The sequence below is a fragment of the Rhodococcus sp. C1 genome (genome assembly GCF_020809065.1).
GTDB classification, from domain to species: Bacteria; Actinomycetota; Actinomycetes; order Mycobacteriales; family Mycobacteriaceae; genus Rhodococcus_F; species Rhodococcus_F qingshengii.
This window is the reverse complement of sequence record NZ_CP078080.1, coordinates 376,406-395,764: the sequence shown is the minus strand read 5'-3', so window position 1 is coordinate 395,764 and position 19,359 is coordinate 376,406. Positions and strand designations below refer to the sequence as shown.

General features: G+C 61.5%; 19 protein-coding genes. 13 read left to right on the top strand and 6 right to left on the bottom strand.

From position 1 onward, the window contains the following. Window positions 1-18: 18 nt before the first annotated feature. The gene (gene argE / locus KTR60_RS01830; protein ID WP_228401704.1) at window positions 19-1,206 is read right to left on the bottom strand and encodes an acetylornithine deacetylase; all 1,188 of its coding nucleotides are present in this window, start codon (window positions 1,204-1,206) and stop codon (window positions 19-21) included. A 111-nt stretch (window positions 1,207-1,317) separates the two neighbouring features. On the opposite strand from argE, the gene KTR60_RS01825 reads away from it, so the two are divergent. The 5 genes from KTR60_RS01825 to KTR60_RS01805 all read left to right on the top strand — a co-directional run bounded on the left by KTR60_RS01825 (window position 1,318) and on the right by KTR60_RS01805 (window position 5,551). Next, entirely contained in the window at window positions 1,318-2,385 is a 1,068-nt protein-coding gene (locus KTR60_RS01825; protein WP_064073653.1) for an Lrp/AsnC family transcriptional regulator, read from the top strand. 51 nt (window positions 2,386-2,436) lie between these two features. Then, entirely contained in the window at window positions 2,437-2,997 is a 561-nt protein-coding gene (locus tag KTR60_RS01820) for a TIGR03086 family metal-binding protein (protein WP_050656464.1), read from the top strand. A gap of 51 nt (window positions 2,998-3,048) precedes the next feature. Then, complete coding sequence (locus tag KTR60_RS01815) at window positions 3,049-3,657, top strand: TetR/AcrR family transcriptional regulator (protein WP_019746515.1); 609 nt, start codon at window positions 3,049-3,051, stop codon at window positions 3,655-3,657. 1 nt (window position 3,658) lies between these two features. Next, window positions 3,659-4,555, top strand: a complete 897-nt coding sequence (gluQRS, locus tag KTR60_RS01810; protein WP_228401702.1) for a tRNA glutamyl-Q(34) synthetase GluQRS — start codon at window positions 3,659-3,661, stop codon at window positions 4,553-4,555. Window positions 4,556-4,810: 255 nt separating this feature from the next. Then, window positions 4,811-5,551 carry an EAL domain-containing protein gene (locus KTR60_RS01805; protein WP_003943863.1) on the top strand — a complete coding sequence of 247 codons (741 nt, stop codon included), beginning with the start codon at window positions 4,811-4,813 and terminating at the stop codon, window positions 5,549-5,551. Window positions 5,552-5,579: 28 nt separating this feature from the next. Here the strand turns inward: KTR60_RS01805 and KTR60_RS01800 are convergent, their stop codons facing one another. Continuing rightward, window positions 5,580-6,233 carry a DUF4190 domain-containing protein gene (locus KTR60_RS01800; RefSeq protein ID WP_030535740.1) on the bottom strand — a complete coding sequence of 218 codons (654 nt, stop codon included), beginning with the start codon at window positions 6,231-6,233 and terminating at the stop codon, window positions 5,580-5,582. Between the two features lie 130 nt (window positions 6,234-6,363). On the opposite strand from KTR60_RS01800, the gene KTR60_RS01795 reads away from it, so the two are divergent. The 3 genes from KTR60_RS01795 to KTR60_RS01785 all read left to right on the top strand — a co-directional run bounded on the left by KTR60_RS01795 (window position 6,364) and on the right by KTR60_RS01785 (window position 8,876). Continuing rightward, window positions 6,364-7,050, top strand: a complete 687-nt coding sequence (locus KTR60_RS01795) for an RDD family protein (RefSeq protein ID WP_228401700.1) — start codon at window positions 6,364-6,366, stop codon at window positions 7,048-7,050. An 8-nt stretch (window positions 7,051-7,058) separates the two neighbouring features. Continuing rightward, complete coding sequence (locus KTR60_RS01790) at window positions 7,059-8,024, top strand: hypothetical protein (protein WP_228401698.1); 966 nt, start codon at window positions 7,059-7,061, stop codon at window positions 8,022-8,024. Window positions 8,025-8,141: 117 nt separating this feature from the next. After that, window positions 8,142-8,876: a queuosine precursor transporter gene (locus KTR60_RS01785; RefSeq protein ID WP_030535741.1), complete on the top strand. Its 735-nt coding sequence runs from the start codon at window positions 8,142-8,144 to the stop codon at window positions 8,874-8,876. Here the strand turns inward: KTR60_RS01785 and tgt are convergent. Continuing rightward, the gene (gene tgt, locus KTR60_RS01780; protein ID WP_007731594.1) at window positions 8,867-10,156 is read right to left on the bottom strand and encodes a tRNA guanosine(34) transglycosylase Tgt; all 1,290 of its coding nucleotides are present in this window, start codon (window positions 10,154-10,156) and stop codon (window positions 8,867-8,869) included. The genes KTR60_RS01785 and tgt overlap by 10 nt on opposite strands. 192 nt (window positions 10,157-10,348) lie before the next feature. On the opposite strand from tgt, the gene KTR60_RS01775 reads away from it, so the two are divergent. The 5 genes from KTR60_RS01775 to KTR60_RS01755 all read left to right on the top strand — a co-directional run bounded on the left by KTR60_RS01775 (window position 10,349) and on the right by KTR60_RS01755 (window position 17,131). After that, window positions 10,349-11,140 (top strand): enoyl-CoA hydratase/isomerase family protein, encoded by a 792-nt coding sequence (locus KTR60_RS01775; protein WP_020723626.1) that lies wholly within the window; start codon window positions 10,349-10,351, stop codon window positions 11,138-11,140. Window positions 11,141-11,166: 26 nt separating this feature from the next. Then, on the top strand, window positions 11,167-12,138 hold the full coding sequence (locus tag KTR60_RS01770; RefSeq protein WP_007731596.1) for an ABC transporter substrate-binding protein: 972 nt from the start codon (window positions 11,167-11,169) through the stop codon (window positions 12,136-12,138). A 119-nt stretch (window positions 12,139-12,257) separates the two neighbouring features. Continuing rightward, window positions 12,258-14,594 (top strand): CaiB/BaiF CoA-transferase family protein, encoded by a 2,337-nt coding sequence (locus tag KTR60_RS01765; RefSeq protein ID WP_228232382.1) that lies wholly within the window; start codon window positions 12,258-12,260, stop codon window positions 14,592-14,594. Window positions 14,595-14,644: 50 nt separating this feature from the next. Continuing rightward, window positions 14,645-15,592: a quinone oxidoreductase family protein gene (locus tag KTR60_RS01760; RefSeq protein WP_007731598.1), complete on the top strand. Its 948-nt coding sequence runs from the start codon at window positions 14,645-14,647 to the stop codon at window positions 15,590-15,592. Window positions 15,593-15,607: 15 nt separating this feature from the next. Continuing rightward, window positions 15,608-17,131: an AMP-binding protein gene (locus KTR60_RS01755; RefSeq protein WP_228401697.1), complete on the top strand. Its 1,524-nt coding sequence runs from the start codon at window positions 15,608-15,610 to the stop codon at window positions 17,129-17,131. An 11-nt stretch (window positions 17,132-17,142) separates the two neighbouring features. Here the strand turns inward: KTR60_RS01755 and KTR60_RS01750 are convergent, their stop codons facing one another. The 3 genes from KTR60_RS01750 to KTR60_RS01740 all read right to left on the bottom strand — a co-directional run bounded on the left by KTR60_RS01750 (window position 17,143) and on the right by KTR60_RS01740 (window position 19,357). Next, window positions 17,143-18,045 carry an IclR family transcriptional regulator gene (locus KTR60_RS01750; RefSeq protein ID WP_007731601.1) on the bottom strand — a complete coding sequence of 301 codons (903 nt, stop codon included), beginning with the start codon at window positions 18,043-18,045 and terminating at the stop codon, window positions 17,143-17,145. Window positions 18,046-18,212: 167 nt separating this feature from the next. After that, window positions 18,213-19,037, bottom strand: a complete 825-nt coding sequence (locus KTR60_RS01745) for an alpha/beta fold hydrolase (protein WP_228401695.1) — start codon at window positions 19,035-19,037, stop codon at window positions 18,213-18,215. Continuing rightward, entirely contained in the window at window positions 19,037-19,357 is a 321-nt protein-coding gene (locus KTR60_RS01740; RefSeq protein ID WP_007731605.1) for a DUF362 domain-containing protein, read from the bottom strand. The genes KTR60_RS01745 and KTR60_RS01740 overlap by 1 nt, the downstream gene beginning before the upstream one ends. Window positions 19,358-19,359 lie beyond the last annotated feature (2 nt).

Below are 19,359 nucleotides of genomic sequence, written 5' to 3'. Positions count from 1 at the left end.
TTAGGGGGTCAGGGTGGGTCAGGCGCGGGCGTGAGCGATGACGTTCCGAACGAACTGCTCGCACTGTGCCAATTGGTCAAGTGTCACGTACTCGTCAGGTGCATGCGCCTGAGTGATGCTTCCCGGCCCACACACGACAGTGGGGATACCGATAGTCGCGAACATCCCGGCCTCGGTGGCGTACGCGACCTTTTCGTCCGAGGCCCGACCACCCCATTGTTCGACCAGTGCGGCCGCCGAAGCATTCGCATCCGTCTCCAGGGGAGGAACCGAGGCCGACACGTGCATCGTCACGGAGGCTGACGGGTTTTCTTCCTGCATCAGGTTTTCGATCCGATTCGCCTCGGCGGCAAAGCGTTCGAGCAAATCTGCGGCGCCAGCTGAGCTGATGCTCCTGAATTCGAAAGTGATGGAGCAATCCTCGGGGACAGTGTTCACTGCGATCCCGCCGGATACGAGATTGACCGAACACGTCGTCCAGGCCACGTCGAATGCGTCGTCGTACGGGCCGGACGCACGGAGCTCGTCGGCCGCGCTTCTGACGAATCGAATCAACTCCGCGCCGTATTCGATCGCGTTGACTCCTTGCGGAGTGAGCGACGAGTGCGCCGAAACACCATGCAGATCAACACGTATGACGTTCATCGACTTGTGTGCGCGAATGACCCGCATCTCCGACGGCTCTCCGACGACGCACACATCAGGGCGCAGGTTCCGGGAAACAACCTCCTCGACCAACCCGGCCGCACCGATGCAGCCGACTTCCTCGTCGTAGGAGAATGCAAAGTGAATCGGCTTCGCCAGCGGCCGAGCAACGATGTCGGGGATCGCAGCGACGACGATCCCGATGAACGACTTCATGTCGCACGTGCCACGTCCGTACAGGCTTCCGTCGCGAACGTCGGGCGTGAAAGGGTCGCTACTCCAGTCTTGATCGTCGACTGGCACTACGTCTGTATGGCCGGAGAACATCACACCGCCGGCAGTACTTCCGTCAGGAGGCGTGAACGTTGCCAACAAGTTGAGCTTCGTTCCCTCGTCATCAGCAACAAGTATCGGCTCGACCCCATGGCGACGTAGTTCCGCCGCAATGAGATCGATCAACGGTCGATTGCTCACGGCACTCGTCGTATCGATTCCGATGAGGCGTTGCACCCACTCGAGGCTTCTCTCGGTCGGAACAGCGGGCAACGTGGTCGATGACATCTGGTTTCTCCTTTCACAGCATGAACGCGGTGGGCACTCGCCACCGCGTTCTGCCCTTCGAGCATGAATGAAGTGATCCCAGACACAATGAAGATGCACGATACTTGCACCATGATCGAAGAAACGCAGGATTCCGCCGTACTGGACGACGTCGACCTCGCCCTGATCAATTGCCTGCAACTCGACCCGCGAGCGTCGTGGCGCACGGTTGGCGACGCGCTCAAAGTGGATCCGGTTACCGTGGCTCGCCGCTGGCAGCGGTTACAGGATTCCGGCACCGCCTGGGTCTCTGCCAGGGCAACCGGCCATGGCCGTCCGGAGTCGTGTCTGGCTTTTGTCGAAGTCGACTGCACGACTTCGAACGCGTTGACGATTGCAGAACGACTTGCCCGCTGGCCGCACGTACTGAGCGTCGAACACACGAGCGGCCCAGGCGACTTGACACTTCTCGTCGAGGTCAGAGACATGGCTTTCCTGTCGCGCTTCCTGCTTCGGTCGCTCGCGTCGGTACCCGGGATCGTCAGTTCGCGTGCACACCTCGTCACCGAGGTCTTCGCGATCGGAGACGACTGGAAATTGCAGGTACTCGATGCCGCGCAGCGAGCGACGATGACAGACCGGCCTGTGCGATACAAATACGCGCCGACGGATCAGCGCCATCACGGGAAGACGTTCGACGCTGTCGACCGCCAATTGATATTGAAACTGGGTGAGGACGGTCGATCGTCGATTGCCGAGCTCACGGTCGGTACCGGCCTCAGCGAAAGTACGGTCAGGCGGCGACTTGCCGAATTGACGTCGCGCAACCAGATCGTGTTCCGCTGCGACGTGTCTCTGCCACTGTCCGGCTGGCCCCTCGTGACCTGGGTGTGGGGATATGTCGATCCCACGGACCGGTCGACGATTCGTGCCCTGGTGGAGCGAGTGCCGGGAACGCGGGTGTGCATGCGGATATCCGGTGGACGCGCCAACACACTGCTCGCGATCGCCGCACACTCCCTTCGCGAAACTCCCATTACCGAAGTACAACTCGCACAAGAGGCACCGGGCCTGGTGGTGCTGAACAGGTCAGTGGTGCTGCGATCGATGAAGAGGGTGGGCCGACTTCTCGACGACGAGGGCAAGAGTGCCGGGGTCGTACCGATGGACATCTGGGCGGAAGCCCCGGAGATCGAGTGAATGTCCGAAATAATCAATCACGATGCGCTGTGGCGGTGAAGGATTGTTGTCATGACTTCAACAGAGATCTCCCCCGCCCAGCGTTATCGGGATCTGGCTGCCGGATTCACGGCCCGGATCGACGCCGTACCCGCCGACCGCTGGGACGACGATTCCCCCTGCGAGGGCTGGACCGCCCGCGACGTGGTGAGACACGTGCTCGACAGCGAACGAGACATGGTCAAGGTAGTCGGCCTGGAATTGGCACCCGGTCCGTCGGTCGACGATGACCCGTCGGCAGCCTGGGCGGCCGTCCGCAATTCGATGCAGGAAATTCTGGACGATCCGGCAAAGTCCACCCTGGAATACGACGGACACTTCGGCAGGACCAACCTCGGGGCCACGGTCGAGGGGTTCTTGTGTTTCGATCTGGTCATCCACGGTTGGGACCTCGCGGCCGCAACCGGCACCGATACGACGATGCGAGACGCGGACGTGGAGTGGGTGTCGGAGATCGCCGCGGGCCTGGGCGAGTCGATCCGCATGAGCGGTGTGTGCGGCCCGGAAATACAGGTTCCGGACAACGCTGACAAAGCGACGAAACTCCTTGCCTTCCTCGGCCGGAAGGCGTGAAAAAGCACCCCTGACGTGGGCATTACTTCCATACGCATGTAATGTCGCGGTATGCCGGAACGCCGAAAATCCTCCACGAGTCCAGACCTGCTTGCGGCGGCATTGTTCGATGTCGCCGCGGAATCCGGACTGGAAAATGCCAGCGTTCGCGAGGTCGCAAAACGGGCGGGTGTCTCGATCGGCGCAGTGCAACATCATTTCTCGACCAAGGACGAGATGTTCGCATTCGCACTGCGAACACTCGTCGATCGATTGTTGACGCGACTGGCCGAATCGTCCGCCGACGCAGACCCGCATACCGCCCTGTTCCAGGCGCTCTCGCAACTCCTGCCCCTCGACGAGCAACGCACGCGTGAGGCGCATGTGCTCGCCGCGTTTGCCGTGCGCGCCGCAACCAGTGAGTCACTCTCCGAAATCCGCCGGACAACCCTGTTCACAATCCGCACCGGCATCTCGACAGTTCTGATCGGCATCGGAACTCCGGAAGCGGAAACCAGAGCGGCACTTCTGCTTTCAACCGTCAATGGATTGGCACTCGACGCACTCGGAAGCCCCGCCATGTATCCGCCGCAGTACCTCGATCACGCTTTGGAAACCCAGATCCGCCTCACCCTGCACGACGCCGAGAACCCGCTCGCCTCCGTCGGGCTCGCCAGCTGACGTGGAAGGAGCAGGACGCTTCGCGCCGAGTCCGTCCGGCGATCTCCATCTGGGAAACCTCCGAACCGCCCTCTTGGCTTGGCTTTTCGCCCGCACCAGCGGGCGCGACTTCCTCATTCGGGTAGAGGATCTCGACCGTGTCCGCCCCGGCGCGATGGAACGACAACTCGACGATCTGCGCAGGTTCGGCCTCACGTGGGACGGCCCAGTCGTATTGCAGTCACACCGTCTTCCCTTGTACCACAAGGCTATCGACCAATTGCGCGAGCGTGACCTGACCTATCCCTGCTTCTGCACACGCAAGGAGATCCTGCAGGCACCGTCAGCGCCCCATGCTCCAGACGGCGCCTACCCCGGCACGTGTCGGAACCTTTCGGAGGCCGAACGCGCCGAGAAATCGGCAAGTGGCCGATCTCCCGCGCTGAGGCTACGGGCCGGCATCGACTCGTTCACCGTCCATGACGAACTGTTCGGCGAGGTGACGGGACCAGTCGACGACGTCGTCCTGCTCCGCGGAGACGGGGTGCCCGCTTACAACCTTGCCGTTGTCGTCGACGACGGTGCACAGAACATCGACCAGGTGGTTCGCGGCGACGACCTCCTGACCTCGGCTCCGCGTCAGGCATACCTTGCCCAGCTGCTCGACATCGAACCACCGTCGTACGCCCACGTTCCTCTTGCCTTGAACAGTGAAGGCAAGCGACTCGCGAAGCGCGACGGCGCAGTGACTCTGGCAGATCAACTCGAGGCCGGACGCAGTACCGAGCAGGTTCTGACGATGATCGCGTCGAGCATCGGTCTCGCCGAACCCGGCGAGGTTGTCACACCACCCCAATTGGCGGATCGATTCGACTCTCGCAAGATCCCCCGGACCCCGTGGATTTTCCCGGCGAAGTAAGTGACGTATCAATCGGTGCCTCGTCGGAACAAAACTACGATTGTCCGATATGACAAAGCCGTCCGCAATAGCTATTCGTTGGCAATTCTCGAATAGTGAAGTACGGTCGAGACTGGCGAAGGAAATTCAGGGCGAGTTGTTCCTGCAAAACCACGCCCGGGATCTGAACCTGGAATCCGACCACAGTACCCACTTGCAGCATCCACGCTGACACGCACGTGCGGCACGGGCGACTCAGGACGAAAAGGAATACGCATGGTCCGCGAGCTTCGCGAGGCACTCGACGACCATCAATTCGAGGTGTTGTATCAACCCCAGGTCAATCTGAACTCGTCAGCAATTATCAGCTATGAAGCTCTTTTGCGTTGGCGCCATCCGCTGCGAGGGTTGATCGAACCTCAAGATTTCATGCGCTCCGCCGAATCCTCTGGGCTCATCATTCCCATCGGGCTACAAGCTCTGGAAATGATTTGTGCCCAAACAGCGTCGTGGCCTGAGCACATGATGGTCGCGGTCAACTTTTCGCCTCGCCAACTCGCTACCCCGCACGCCGCTCACGAGATCCTCGGAGCGCTCGACAGTTCACAAACGCCACTGAGCAGAATAATCGTGGAAGTCACCGAACTCGGCGTCGTAGGCCGGCATGCCGCCGAGACTCTTCACGTCTTGCACAACGAGGGAATTCGAATCGCGCTGGATGATTTCGGGGCGGGCTTCGCGTCCTTCTCCGCATTGTCGGAATTGCCGCTCGACATTCTCAAGATCGACCAATCCTTGACCTGGGCTGTCAGCGCAGCGGGTCGTGCTGGAGACCGCGCCTTCATGGTCATGGAGTCCATCGCCGACATCGCTCGGAAGCTAGGGCTTGATTCGATCGCAGAGGGCGTCGAAACCGCGGAACACGCAGCCAACGTCTTGCGGGCCGGCTGCGACATGGGCCAGGGCTATTACTTCGGCAAGCCACTTCCTGCGTCGTCCGTCGTCACTCCCGTGTGAGCGCTCGCCACTTCAGCACGACGACACTTCAGTACGACGACGATGCACTCGCTATGAGTGCGACCACGAGAATCACGGCAAAAATTGCCAAGAAGGCCGCGCCGACCGCAATTCCGGCTATCGCAAGCCCGCGCCCCTGTTGACCTGTCTGCTTGATCTGATTGAGCGCGACAATTCCCAGAATGATTCCGACGATTCCGCCGAGACTGTAGAAGCAACCACCCGCAAGCGATACAACCAGCGATGCAATTGCGAGACCATTGGTGCCGACCGGCTGCATCGGCGGTGCGTACCCACCCGCGAATTGATTCGGTTGACCGTACGGGTTCGGAGGTTGGCCGTACTGAGGCTGTCCGTATTGAGCCTGTCCGTATTGTCCGGGTTGCTGATATTGATTCTGCTGATATTGATTCTGCGGTCCGAAATTCTGCGGCGGCAGGTACGGGTTGGGTTCACCGATTCCGCCCGGCTGGGGGTTATTACCGGGCGGGTTGTACGACGGCGGTGGATAACCCGGGTACTGCTCGTTGGGAGTGGTATATCCGGGAACTTCAGGTGAAGACTGCGTTTCGGACGGGGACACGCCGTACCCCTCAGGAGGCAGGCTCGGAAATTCTCCGTACCCAGGTTTTGCCTGGTAATCGCTCGAAGAATCGTCGTTGTTGCCCCCGGAACTCGTCATACAACGCAGCCTAAACCACAGGTGACCTCCGAATCCAAGTGAGCAGATGTCATCCACATCGCTCTTTGATCCCAGTAGGGTCATATCCACTGTCACACTCGAGCGCGATATTTACGACTGAGGGGAACACATGACAACCGGTGGGTACGACCCCAACCAGAATCCAGAAGGCGGGAAGCAATTCCCACCCCAGGATCCATATGGCCAGCAGGGAACACCTCCTCCCGGAAGTTACCCCCCTCCCGCCGGCCCCCCGCAAGGCGGAAGCTACCCGCCCCCTCAGGGTGGCAACTACCCGCCTCCCGGTGGATACCCGCCGCCGCCCCAGGGCGGAAACTTCCCGCCGCCTCCGCAGTTCAACGACCAAGGTGCGTACGGCGGAGGAAACCGACTGCCCTCTGGCGCCGAAGCCGGTGGACTGGGTATTCGATTCGGCGCTCGCCTTATCGACTACATCATTCTCGGCCTAGTGGTCGGGCTCCTGATCATCTTCGTCGACTCGGGATACTGGATAACAGGCCTGCTGACTGCCCTTCTGACATTCGCATATTTCGTTGGGTTCGAGGTCACACAAGGTTGGACCCCAGGCAAGAAGCTCCTTGGGCTGTCGGTGAAGGCCCCGGGAGGCGCGGGCCTTCCCACTCCGCAGCAGTCCGCAATTCGCAACGCATTCAACCTCTTGTCGATCATTCCGATCATCGGAGGACTTCTCTCGCTCGTTGCGTACATCGTCATCGCGGTCACCATCAACAACAGCCCCACCAAGCAGGGCAAGCATGACGAGCTCGCTGGTGGAACTCAGGTAGTCAAGGGTTAGGTGCACATATGACAACCGGTGGGCACGACCCCAACCAGAATCCCGAGGACGGAAAGCAATTCCCGCCCCAGGATCCCTACGGCCAGCAGGGAACGCCTCCTCCTGGGAGCTATCCCCCGCCGGCGGGGCCTCCGCAGGGCGGAAGCTACCCGCCGCCTGGTGGATACCCCCCACCTCCTCAAGGTGGCAATTACCCGCCGCCAGGTGGATATCCGCCGCCTCCGCAGGGTGGAAGCTATCCCCCTCCCGGAGGCAACTACCCACCGCCCGGTGGATACCCGCCACCTCCCGGAGGCGGTAACTTCCCACCGCCGCCCGCCAACGACTACGGCGCAGGATTCGGTGGACCGCAGCTTTCTGTGGTTGCGGCAATTACCTACGGCTGGAACAAGTTCAAAGACAACGCATTGGTTTGGATCGGAATCTCGATCATCGCGTTCTTGATCGCCGGACTGATCCAGGGCGCTTTCAACGGTTTCGACTACACCAATACCGAATTCAGCGCGCTGTCGATCGTGGGTGGATTGGTCACCGCTATCGTCGGCTACATCATCCAAGCCGCATTCCTTCGTGGAGCGTTGAGCGAATTGGATGGAATCAAGCCGGCTTTCGGCACCTTCTTCCAATTCACCAACATCGGCGCAGTTGTTCTCGGCGGTTTCCTGGTAGCAGTGGCAACTTACGTCGGTTTGGCTCTCTGCATCATTCCCGGCATCATCGCGGCGTTCCTGCTCTACTACACGCTGACCTTCATCGTGGACAAGAATCAGGATGCGATTTCGGGCATCAAATCGAGTTACGCGTTGACCTCGTCGAACGTCGGAACGTTGGTCCTGCTGGCGCTCGCTCTGATCGGTATCAACATCGTCGGTGCGCTGCTGTGTGGAATCGGTCTTCTGGTGACGGCGCCCGTCGCGTTGATCGCCAGCACCTACGCATACCGCGTGCTGACCGGCGGCCATGTAGCTGCCTGATCCGTTCGTTTGCATCACCGAAGGCCCTGCGGTTCCACGTGAAACCGCAGGGCCTTCGGTGTGTTCTGCGCAACTGGACGGTCGCCAACTCGCATCCGAGCGCCTTGTGGTGCTTGGATGACGGACGTGACAGCTCAGGATCAGCAAGACGAATCGACCCACGAAACCAAATTTGCGCACGTCAGCCGGGGTTATTACCCGACGATCGTCGCGCTCTTCACCGCAACGCTGCTGATCTCGAACGTGGCGGCGACCAAGGGGGTCGCCTTCTTTGCGGATTCCGACTTCTCGCTCGGTCCCTTGCAGATTCTGCCCATCATCACCGATGGTGGATTCTTCTTGTTCCCGCTCGCCTACGTCCTCGGTGACGTGCTCAGCGAGGTCTACGGCTTCAAAGCGACCCGACGCGCGATCTACCTGGGCTTCGGCGCACTGATTCTCGCCGCTGCGTGCTTCTGGATTGCAGTGCAACTCCCGTCGGCAGAGTTCTACGAGAACCAGGCCGCCCTCGAAACCGTGGTCGGTGTCATTCCCCGGCTACTGGTCGCGGGCTTGGCCGCCTACCTCGTCGGACAGCTACTGAACTCACTGGTTCTGGTCATGATGAAAAAGCGCATGCAGGAGAAGCATCTGTGGGCGCGACTGATCGGCTCGACCGTCGTCGGCGAATTCGCCGATACCCTCATCTTCTGTTCCATCGCGGCCGGTGTCATCGGCATCAGCACATGGGAAGACTTCATCAACTACGTGCTGGTCGGCTTCCTGTGGAAGACGCTTGTCGAGGTTCTGGTCATGCCGATCACCTACCGCGTCATCGCATACGTGAAGAAGCGCGAACCGACCTACGCCTGAGGTGCAGGCGTCTTCGCCGCGTAGAACTTTCCGAGCATGTCTGCCTTGAAGTCGTGGAAGTACCCACCTTCGATGCTGGCTCGGATGTCGTCGACCAACTTCACGGTGAATCGCTCGTTGTGGATGGTGCAAAGCGTCGACGCGAGCATTTCCTTCGCCTTGAAGAGGTGATGGATGTACGCGCGGGTGTAATTGGCGCACGTGTAGCAGTCGCACTCGTCGTCGATAGGCGTGAAGTCACGACGGAATCGGCTGGTGTTGATGTTGAACCTGCCGGAGCGGACGTAAATCGCAGCATTGCGAGCAACACGCGACGGGTTGACGCAGTCGAAAGTGTCCGCGCCGTTCTCGATTGCGACGAAGAAGTCGTCCGGTTCACTGATGCCGAGCATATGACGCGGCTTGTTCTCGGGTAGTTCCTCGTTACACCAACGCACGATCGTTCCGAGGTTCTGCTTCTCGAGGGCGCCGCCGATGCCGTAGCCGTCGAAGCCGTATCCGTTCTCGCCTTCGATCGACTCGAGTCCGCGGCAGGCTTGACGTCGCAGATCTTCGTACTGCGCGCCTTGGATCACGCCGAAGAGAGCCTGATAGGGCTTGTCAGCGCGTTCGGCGGTGAGCTTCTCGTGTTCATTGATACAGCGGATCGCCCACGCCTGCGTGCGCTCGACCGATCGCTCCTGATAGCCGCGGGTGTTGAGCAACGTGGTGAGCTCGTCGAACGCGAACATGATGTCGGCGCCGAGCTGATGCTGGATCTGCATCGACACCTCGGGGGTGAAGCGATGCTTACTGCCGTCGAGGTGCGATTTGAACGTCACGCCCTCGTCGTCGACTGTCGCGAGACGCTCCTTGCCCTTCGCGATGACGTCGTCGGACTGCACACCGACGGCCTCCATCGCGAGCACCTTCTTGAACCCGACGCCAAGAGACATCACCTGGAAGCCACCGCTGTCGGTGAAGGTGGGCCCGTCCCAGTTCATGAACTTGCCCAGCCCGCCGGCCTCGTCGACGATGTCGGGGCCCGGCTGCAGGTAGAGGTGGTACGCATTGGCGAGCAACGACTGCGCACCGAGTTCCTTCATGGACTCGGGCAGCACGGCCTTGACCGTGGCCTTGGTTCCGACAGCCACGAACGACGGCGTCGCGATATCGCCGTGCGGTGTGTGGATGGTTCCGGTTCGTCCGAGCCGGTCCTCGAGCCTGGTCCCAATGGTGAAAATCGACTCGGGACGCTTGTCGACGGAGGGCGCGGGCGGTGTCGGTACTGCAGAAGTCACGGGCTCAATCCTGTCACAGGAGCAAATATCGCCGTGATCACAGCGAAGAAAGTTCCTACGCGATCAGCATCCGACATTGGTCTACTGACCGAACCCGAGCGGTACCGCCGCGTGAGGGTCCCCACCATACTTCCCACTACACATCCCCCGGCTCGACCGGTTTACCCCGCCAACCCGCTGACAGGAGCTCACTTGACGAGACAGACCGGCCAGACCTACAACTTCGTCACCGTCGACGTCACAGACTCGATTGCCACCGTGACTATCGACAAACCTCCAGCCAACGCATTCAACCCCAGCATGATCGCCGAGCTTCTGGAGATACTGCCGGTACTCGCGTCGGACCAGACCGTCCGCGTCATTGTCGTGACGGGCACTGGACGGTTCTTCGTCGCCGGTGCGGACATCACCGTGATGCGCGAGCTGACGGAAGAAACTCAGCGCGCGATGCGCCCGTGGGTCGACGTACAGCGGATCCTCGAGTCGGCTCCCAAACCTGTCGTCGCGAAGATCAACGGGCACGCACTCGGCGGCGGAGCAGAACTGACGTTGGCCTGCGACTTCCGCATCATGGCGCAGTCGGCGACCATCGGCTTCCCCGAGATCGGACTTGGGCTTTTTCCGGGTGCCGGTGGCAGCCAGCGACTTCCACGCCTCATCGGGGCTCACCGAGCCAAAGTGCTCATGATCGAAGGCAAGCGCCTCAGCGCCGAGCATGCACTCGATATCGGCCTGGTCGACACCGTCGTTGCGGACGCCGACCTCGATGCGCATTGCGCTGACCTCGCACGCGAACTCGCGACGAAACCCACTGCCACCATCGGAATGATCAAACGCATTGTCGACGAGGGCATGTCGTTGCCGCTCGATCAAGCGCTGGATCTCGAATTCGAGGCAGTGCTCGACCTGATCAAGACGGACGACGCTGCTGAGGGACTTCAGTCATTCCTCGACAAGCGGTCCCCCACCTTCACGGGACGCTGACAGCTCCCATTTACCGAGAGGCCATCATGCTCAACAAATTTCAGAAGAAATGGGTGGGCGCAGTCGCTTCTCTCGCCGCCCTGACGATCGCCGTCAGCGGATGCACCCGCCCCGCTACCGACAACTCCGCCGAAAGTGGTGGCCTGGTACGGATCGCGGTAGGTGTAGACCCGTCGTACGCCCCGATTTTCCTCGCCGACCACGAGGGCATGTTCGAGGCCGCCGGCCTCGACGTCCAGGTCATCCAGACCGAAGGCGGGGCAGCAGGCGCCCAGAACGTCGTAGCCGGAACTTCGGAACTCTCCGGCAATGCCGACTCGACGGCACTGTCCGTCATGGCCGCCAATCCGAGCCTGCGGGCGCTGGGCGTATTTCAGGAATCCGACCGATACTTCCAGGTTGTACTGAGGAATGGCGTCGAGCCGAAGTCGATCAAGACCATGGGCGTCTTCCCCGGCATCGGCCTCTACTTCACGAACCAGTACCTGGCCAGTCTCGGCATCGACCCCACGACGGTCACACTCGTGAGCACAAGCCCGCCCGAACAGCCTGCATTGCTGGCGCGCGGTGACATCGACGGCTTCCTGTCCTTCGACCCCTGGGTGACGCAGAGTGTCAATACCGGCGGGCGCGTTGTTGCCACGACCGGCGACTTCGGCGCCAAGTACGCCCAATGGATCATCGCTTCGGACAACTGGTTGTCCGCGAACGAAGAAACCGCAGGCAAGGTGTTCAAGGTGATCTCGGAAGCGTCGGCAATCGTGAACTCGGATCCGGATCGGGCTGCAACCGCAATTGCCGCGTCTATCCAGATGGACCCGGCCGAGGCCGCAGACCGGGTGACCCAAATCGATTTCGGTGGACGCGGATTCACCGAGGACGACGTGGAGCGCGCAAACGAACTTGTTGCATTCTTCCGCGAGCAGGGCAAGATCTCCGCGGACATCGATCCGTCCGCTGTCCTCCTCTCGGGATGGTTCGAGCAGAACGCCGCCTGAGCGGAGAGTGAGAACGGGTCCGGTGGGCAGACCGAAATCATGTCGCCCACCGGCCCGCAGAACTACGTTCGACTCCAGTCGGTTCGGCGATATCTTTCGATTGAAACGGAGTAGTTGTGGTGCATCCCCCGGTACGGGTCGTAGAGATTTCCAGTCCGTTTGCGCGATTCGCCGGGCGCATCCTGGTCGGGCTGGGTTTCGAGGTCATTCTGGTAGAACCACCCACCGGTGACCCCAGTCGCACCGAGTCCCAGGGTGATTCGTACTTGCATTGGCATGCGGGCAAGAAGTCCGTTGTCCTCGATATCGACGACAGCAACGATCGCCTCGCTTTCGAGGCACTGCTGCGCAGTGCCGACGTCCTGCTCGACGGCAGCGCGACCGGCGCTCTACGCGACAACCGAGGATCTCTCGTTCACGTACGAGTGACACCCTTCGGCACAACCGGACCGCGAAGTGACTGGAAGGCAACAAATCTGACCGTCGCGGCACTCGGCGGGATGATGGCCCAGGTCGGCGATCCCGAGCACCCTCCACTGCTGCTCCCCGAACTCCAGGCTGAGCAGCTCGCCGGAATCAATGCCGCAATCGGCGTGCTTCTCGGACTGCGTTCGCGATCCAAGGGCCACAACCCGTTGCTGGAGATCAGCGCTCAGGAATGTGTTGCCGCCGCGCTGGAAGCGGGCACTCTTGCCTACATTCACGAGGACCGCGTACCACCGCGTCCGGGCCGGGTACATCCGCTCGTTCCGCACGGACTGTTCCAGGCCGCCGACGGTTATGTCGGTGGCGGCCTCGGCGGTAGCCCCCGCATGTGGGACGGCATGTTGGCCTGGCTGATCGACAACGATGCTCAGGACGATCTCGATCAACCGGAGTGGTCCGACGCGGTCTACCGAAAGACGCATCAGGAACACATTTTCGACGTTCTGTCCGCCTTCATCGCGAAGTGGCCGAAGGAAGAATTCGCGGTCAGCGCGCAGTCACGCAAGTTGCCGTGGGCAGCGGTCGACCGGCCCGAAGAACTGCTGCGTAACCCGCAACTCAACGACCGGGACTTCTTCACCGACGTGACCGGAGATCACGGTACCTACCGCGATCTCGGGTTCGGCTTCGCTTTCCCCGAAGGCCGGCGCATCGGAACGCTCGAGGCTGCCCGGTTGGGCCAGCATCAGGAACTCTTGAAGGCCACCTCGCCTGTGGCAGTGAACGAAACCCACGAGTTCAGCGGTGGCAGCACGCCCAGCCTCGAAGGTGTCCGCGTCCTGGATCTCACGTGGGTGTTGGCGGGCCCGTACGGCACCAGAATCCTTGCCGACCACGGTGCCGATGTCATCAAGGTCGAATCGATCGGACGCCCGGACCCGACTCGCTTTGCACCGTTCATGCATCTCTCGCGAGGACCGCACGACAATCCGAACACCAGCGGGTACTTCAACGACGTCAACCGCAACAAGCGCAGCATCACACTCGATACCCGATCCGCAGAGGGCCTTTCGGTACTGCGCGACCTGATCAGGAACTCCGACGTCGTGGTCGAGAATTTCAGCTCGTCGGTAATGGACAAGATGGGGCTCGGCTACGAACAACTCCGGGAGCTCAAACCGGACATCATCTACGTGTCGATGTCCGGGATGGGTCACACCGGTCCTCGCAAGGACTGGGTGTCGTATGCCGACATCGTTTCGGCAAGTACCGGTTTGACCGCACTGACCGGCTGGAACGCCGATGATGTTGTCGGAGTCATCTACGGCCATGGCGACATCGTCGCCGGACTGCAAGCCGGCGTCGCGATGCTGGCAGCCCTCGACTACCGCGACCGGACCGGCCGGGGACAGCACGTAGACCTGTCACAACTCGAAGCCATGGCAGCGCACATGGGTACCAGCGTTCTCCGAGCCGCCCGGTCACAGTCCCCCGATCCGATCGGCAACAGCCATCACGAACTGGCACCACACGGCGTGTACCCGTGCCTCGGCAGCGACCGGTGGTGCTCGATTGCCGTTCGCGATACCACGGAATGGAATGCATTGTGCCGCATCATCGAAGCAGAGAAATGGATCGGCAATCCTGACTTCGCGAGTGCAGAAAGCCGCCAAGCCGATCACGAACGTATCGACGACGCCATCGCCGACTGGACCAGGACTCTGTCACCCGAAACCGTCATGGAACGCTTGCAATCGGCGGGTATCGCGGCCGGCACCGTCCAGGACGGACGCGACCTGGTCGAGAGCGATCCACATCTTCGGGCACGCAGTTTCTATTCGGCACAGGAACATCCCCTCGCCGGAACATTCCTCCACGAAGGCATCCCCGTTCGCCGGAACTCCGAACCCGGCTCGATCCGACGCGCTGCGCCGGTGCTGGGCGCGGACACCGACGACGTCCTCGAGTCGGTGCTCGGATACAGCGACGAACTGATCGCCGGACTTCGCGACCAGTCGATCCTGTCCTGACCGCACTCATATTCAGTACATCCATTCACAGATCGCTACTAGGAGACACAATGCGCGCGGCCCGACTCCATCAGTTCGGCACTTCACCGGTCATCGACGACATCGACATTCCCACACGTGAATCCGGTCAGACGCTCGTGCGCATCGACGCTGCCGCGCTCGGCCATCTCGACATCACCGTCGCGAGCGGAAACTTCGGAGTCAAGCCGAACCTGCCACATATCGGTGGAACAGACGGAGCGGCGACGGTAATCGAATCCGACACCTATGAGCCTGGCACCCGCCTTCTGGTCCGAGGCGGCGGAGTCGGCCTGTTCAAGAACGGTTGCTGGGCTGAGTATCTGGTAGCGGCAGACAAGGCGTTCACACCCTTTGATCCCGCACTGTCGCCGGCCGTCGCCGCAACCTTCTTCCTGCCCAGCACAACCGGCTATGTTGCCGTCAACGACATTGCAGCCGTCGCTCCCGGCGAACGAGTTGTTGTCGCCGGAGCATCCGGCGCTGTCGGATCGATGGCAGCACAGTTCGCTCTGCTTGCCGGAGCGTCCGAGGTAATCGGTGTTGTACCGCGCGAAGATCAGGCTGCCTTGCTTCCGGAGGGTGTGCGTCCCGTCGTCGGGCAAGGCGACGAACTTGCCGGAGTGGTGGGATCCGAGCCTTCCGTCGACGCCGTGATCGACACGCTTGGCGGCGACGGCTTGCCGCACCTTCTGGCGAGTGTTGTCCCCGGTGGCCGGGCTGCCCTGATCGGATATACCTTGGGTAAGAGCCTCACCCTGGACTTACCGAACTGGTTGCTCAGCGATGTCCGGATCCTGCCCGTCAACATGATTCGCAAGACTGCCCGGCAAGCCGAACTGGCACCTGAAATGATCCGGCTGCTCATCGAAGGCAAGATTTCCGTTGCAGTGCAGGAGTTTCCGCTGGATGACATCGCAACGGCACTGCAGTTGATGGGTGAGGGCAAGGTTGCCGGCCGGGCCGTCGTCGTACCCTGAGGGATACAATTACCCATGCACCACGACGCACATGCCATTCCGCGCTCGCTTCCGGATTTGATCCGGAGGCGAGCTTTGGAGCGTCCGGAGCACCCGGCGCTCGTCGTCGACGGGATCACGGTCACCTACCGCGAATTGCGGGATCGTGCAGCGTCGATGGGGGCGGATCTCCGTAATCACGGTGTCGGCCGTGGGGAGCGCGTGGCGGCACTGTCCGGCAACAGGATCGAACTGGCAGACCTTGTTCTCGGATGCGCGTGGATCGGTGCGGTTGTCGTCCCACTCAATACGGCCCTCCGAGCCGACAGTGTTGCCGGCGCACTCGAACAGGCTGGTGTACAACGGATCCTGGTTTCACCCGAATACTCAGGCGCTGTAGCCGGATTCGACGGCACCGTGTGGGTCATGGGTGAACAGTGCGTCCCCACTGCCGGTTCGCATCCGGGCTGTGAGCCCGAGACCCTCGATCCGCTCGACCTGGCCGCGATACTCTTCACCTCCGGCACCACCGGTCTGCCCCGAGGCGTCCGATGCCCGCACGCGCAGTTCCTGCAGTGGGGCAAAGGCGTCGGCGCCTCACTCGGGCTCACCGGGGACGATGTGCTGTACAACTGCCTGCCGCTGTTTCACACCAATGCTCTCAATTCCTTTGTTCAGTCCCTTTGGGCCGGGTCTACTTTTTTCCTGGGACAACGCTTTTCGGTCCGCAATCATTGGCGCGAAGTTCGCGAGATCGGCGCAACTGTCGACTACCTGCTGGGTGCGATGGTGGCCATGTTGATGAACGCGGACCCATCGCCGCAAGACCGACAGCACAGCGTCCACGTGGCACTTGCCCCCGCAACGCCGGCTCATCTGATCGAACCGTTTGCCCAGAGATTCGGTGTAGAACTCGTGGACGGATTCGGAAGTACCGAAACCAATCTCGTGATCGGCACACTTCCGGGAGATCGGCGGGCCGGGTACATGGGGCGGGTGATGAGTGGCTACGACGCCGCAGTCGTCAACGACGGTACTGCTGCCGCAGACGGGGAGCCCGGCGAACTGGTGGTCCGCAGCACGATCCCCGGCGCCTGTTCACTGGGCTATCTGGGCGAGGAGATTCCGGCGACGGAGAGTTGGATACAGACCGGTGACAGGGTGATTCGGGAAGCAGACGGCTGGTTCCGATTTGTCGATCGCATCAAAGACGTGATTCGGCGCCGCGGTGAAAATATTTCCGGGGCCGAAGTGGAAACCGTTCTGGCGTTGCATCCGTCGGTCGGTCAGGTTGCCGTCTTCCCGGTACCGTCGGATCTGGCCGAGGACGACGTCATGGCAACTGTAATACTGCGCCCCGGAGTATCTTTCGACCCCATTTCGATTCTGGAGTTCTCCCAGCAACAGCTGCCGTACTTTGCACTTCCCCGGTACATCGACGTCGTGGACACGTTGCCACTCACCGAAACCGGCAAGGTACAGAAAGCAGTGCTACGTGAGAGGGGCGTCGGCCCACACACCTGGGACTGCGAGAAGAGCGTGTTCCGCGCCCGGCGATAGACCGCGCCTCGCTACTTGCCGCAACCGTTGAACGAACACATCACCGGACTGCAGATCGTGCGCAGAGCCAGCGGGTCGCTCGGCGAATGTGTGCACTTCATGGCATGAAGTTTTCGGGTGATTCCGGCGCCGGCAGTGCGCAGGGCCCCGGTGATGCGGCTGACGTTGAGGCGAGCCGTCGGCGCTGTCACAGACAACGCGCCGGCCAGAGTGCGCGGGCCGCTGAACACCGGCACTGCGACGCTCATGTACCCGAGCCGTGTCTCCTCGACCTCCACCGCGAGTTGTTCCTTACGCATCCGCTCGGTTTGCTGGCGCAGCACGCTGACGGACATCGTCGTTCGACTGGTCAAGGCGGTGAAACCCTGCTCGACTACCTCGTCGAAGACCGATTGCGGGGAGAAGGCAAGGATGATCTTGCCGGTGGCGGTGCAGTACAGCGGGAGCCGACCGGCCACCCGCGACTGCTGATTGAGCCCGCGGTGTCCGATGATCTTCTCGATGTAGAGGACGTCGATGCCGTCACGAACCGCAAAGTGAACCGTCTCCTGCGTCGCCAGTAGTAGGTCCTCCATGTACGGCAGCGCCGCGTCGCGCAGAATCCGCTGACGCGGCACCAATTGGCCCAGCTCGAACAATCGCAGGCCGAGCCGGTACTTGGTACCCGCGCGCTCGAGCAATCCCCACTCGACCAGCTCGCCGGCCAACCGGTGAACCGTCGCTTTCGCGACCCCACTGCGCCGGGTGAGCTCCGTCAGAGACAGGTCACTGTGGTCGGTGTCGAAAGCGTCCAAGATCATTCGAGCCTTGCCCAGGACCGAGGACAGTTCACCTGCAGGCTGCGATGCAGCGGTCGTTTCCGACGCGATGGGTAGTACGGATCCGAACCCGACGGATTGTTGTGGAGCGGCCATGAGTGTCCTCCTGAACGATCTGTGACAGCCTGCCGAGACCGAGTGCCACAACGACCGAGATCGGTCGGGGTCCTCGTTAGGTGCAGGTGCTTCGAGACTGACACTATGGTGACGACACGATGAGACGCACGCCACACGGTCCGCTCAGTGAACCCGTCCCGCAGAGTTTACACGGGGCGCCTACCTGCGTAATTCTCCAGAAACATGCGGACGGCGGATGCAATCTGCGGAGCGTGCTCCTCGACGAGTGCGACGGTCCCCGATTCGACGATCTCCGTTTCCACCACTGCCGCACCCGTCAGGTGTGCACGTAACGGCGCAATGTTAGGCATCGAGAAGGGATCCTTCTGCGCGCCGATCAGCAAAACCGGCGCAGTCACCGAACCGACTCTCGCCTCCATGACGTAGCGGGCGCAGGCGTTGTGCCCCTCCGCCGGATCTACCCGGTAGGCAAGCGCGTCTCGGATGAACCTGTCGAGCAGTGCGGTGCCTGGTTCGGGGTAGTAGGGGCGACGCATCTCCCACAGCCTGGTGAGATGGCTACCGTCTGCGGCCCGGTCGACGCAGTCGATCCCACCGGGTCCCGAGTGCCCCTCGCGGTAGTTGCGGTCGGTCCACGGGCACGACGAGAGCACGGCAGCGTGCACCCTCTCGGGGCGTGATGCCGCCATCTCGAGCGCCACTGCCGCACCGGTGTGGTGACCGATGACCGTGACTCGATCGACGCCCAGGGTGTCGAGCAATTCCCACGCGCCTCGCGCATAGGTCTCGATGGTCTGCGGGCCGGGCACCGGAGCACTGTTGCCGTACCCCGGCATGTCCATCGCGACAACGCGGAAGTCTTCGGCAAGGAGTGGAATGAACTCGCGGAACTCGTCCCACGACCGGGGCGCCTGATGAAGCAGGAGAATCGCCTCACCCGAACCTTGCTGCGCGTAATGCAATTGCCCGAAAGACGAATCAACGTATCCGAGTTGCAGGCCGCCAGCCATCAGAACGCCGCAACCATCGGGGTATCGACGCCGACGATGTCGATCTTTGCCGAACCACCCGGATTTCCGACGGGCTCGCTACGGGTAGGCAAGACCTCGAGGAAGAAGCGCTTGTTGTCTTCCTTGAAATCCGGGTCTGCTTTCCGGTCGACGGTGATCGCCTCCACCGGGCAGGCCAATTCGCAAGCGCCGCAATCGATGCATTCGTTCGGGTTGATGTAGAGCTTGCGATCACCCTCGTAGATGCAATCCACGGGGCATTCTTCCATGCACGATCGGTCCGTGTAGTCGATGCATGCTTCACCGATGACAAATGCCATTG